The sequence below is a fragment of the Vreelandella hamiltonii genome (assembly GCF_014651775.1).
In the GTDB taxonomy this organism is placed as follows: Bacteria; Pseudomonadota; Gammaproteobacteria; order Pseudomonadales; family Halomonadaceae; genus Vreelandella; species Vreelandella hamiltonii.
On the sequence record NZ_BMXN01000053.1, the window covers coordinates 1 to 1,916 of the forward strand.

Consider the following 1,916-nt stretch of genomic DNA (forward strand, 5'->3'; position numbering starts at 1 on the left):
AGCTGGTCGTGAACAACGTCCAGTTCAAGGACGGCGAACCCTTGACCGATCAGTCAGACAGGACTGCCGCCTGACCGGCCATACACAGAATTTGACAATAACTCCCTTGCAAATCGAAAGTCCCAAACCCGTACCTCCCTTAACGCGCCGGTCACTGGAATCTGCCTGCGAGAACTTCTGAAAAACCCTCGGCTTGAAATCGTCAGGAATACCGCAACCCGTATCCTGAACGTTGATTCGCACGTTTTTATCATGCTCCTCACAAAATATAGTGACGCGCCCGCCAGATAAAGAAAATTTAGCAGCGTTGGAGAGCAAATGCGTCATGACCTGCTGAAATCGCAGCGTATCCACCTTGATCCAATGCTCCTGCATCAAGGGTTCCACGACCAGGGTAACGCCATACTCCGCCGCGCAGGACCGATTTTCATCAACAGCCGCGTTCAGCAATACACTCAGGGGTTGCGGCTGACACACAAAATGCAGCTTGCCTGCCAGCAGCTGATCAATATCCAGTAGATCATTGATCAAGCGTGCCAGGCGCTCGCCGTTTTTCAGTGCCAGCGCCAGCATCTGCTGTGTGTGCTGGGGCACCGCACCCGTGGCGCCCGCCATGACCAGCTTGATGCTGCCGGTCATGGCCGTCAGCGGCGTACGCAGCTCGTGGCTCACGGTAGAGACGAATTCGTTTTTCATGGCATCGACACGCTGGCGGTCCAGGGTGGCCCCGACCCAGCGACTGAGCAGTTTCAGGAACAGCTCGTCACTCTTGGCAAATGCCTGCGCCCGCGGCGCTGCCGATGAAAAACTGATGGTGCCGAAAATTTGATCCCCCAGGCTAATGGCATTACCAATGTAGGCTTCCAGGCCAAACGCGCTATAGCAAGGGTGGTGCCGAGCGTTACCTTCACTGGCGTGTTCGAAGGCCAGCACGCCCGGCTGCTGTAGCGTCATGTCACAGTAGGTATTGGCCAGCGGCAGGCATTGGCCAGCGTTCAGCGGTACGTCATGAGGCGCCTGCACCGCCACGACCTCGAACACGCCCTGCTCGACGCGGCTGACGATACCGATCTGCATCCCCAGATAATCGCACCCCAACGCCAGGCTGGCATTGAGCTGGTCCGAAAGGCTCAGGGCAGACGATGTGCTGATTTCGTTCAAGGCGGTCAGGGCGCTGACCAAGCGGCGCTGCTGCTGTTCGGCCTGCTGAAGCCGCTCACGGGCGCGCCGAATGGCGGCCAGTTCCTGCTCCAAGGCAGTGCGATTGATTTCTTCTTCGACACACGCCGCCAAATCGAGCAGTGCCTGACGTTCGGAAAGGGACAAATGGCGAGGTTCAGGGTGAATGATGCACAACGTACCCACGCGAAAGCCGTCTGACGTCGTCAGTGGCATACCGGCATAGAAACGTATTCCACCTCGCGTGGTCACCAGCACGTTCTGGCGAAAACGTGGATCCAGGCTGGCGTCTTCGACTTCGAAGATGCCATCGGTTTGAATGGCATGAGCGCAGAAAGACTCTTCTCGACAGGTCTGCGTCAACACGAACCCCTGACGGGACTTGAACCACTGCCGCTGCTCGTCGACCAGAGAAACCAGCGCGATATCGACCCCAAATAGCTGAACGGCGAGCCGTGTAAAGCGATCGAAGCGCTCTTCGGGTGGCGTATCCAATAGCGCCAGATCATGCAGTGCCTGAAGCCGAGCCTGTTCACTCTCCACCATGGTCAACCTCTCAATTGGCTTTCACACACCCTTGACCCGACGCTTACGGAGCGTTTGATATCCTTCAACATGTTTAACTCTATGCATTAAGGAAACGCTGCATAAATCCCGTCGGAGCTGCCTCATAGCCACCGACGAGGTAAAATCTGACCTGTCGTCCAACACCCGCTGACAGAGCCACTCCGATGAAA

At 56.7% G+C, this 1,916-nt stretch carries 1 protein-coding gene; it reads right to left on the bottom strand.

Annotation, left to right across the window (positions count from 1 at the left end):
- Positions 1–24 precede the first annotated feature (24 nt).
- The gene (locus IE091_RS18285) at positions 25–1,725 is read right to left on the bottom strand and encodes a sensor histidine kinase (protein WP_189464324.1); all 1,701 of its coding nucleotides are present in this window, start codon (positions 1,723–1,725) and stop codon (positions 25–27) included.
- Positions 1,726–1,916: the final 191 nt, after the last annotated feature.

Excerpts from the sequence above, each read along its gene's own strand:
- IE091_RS18285 (WP_189464324.1), bottom strand. The coding sequence starts at position 1,725 with ATGGTGGAGAGTGAACAGGCTCGGCTTCAGGCACTGCATGATCTGGCG.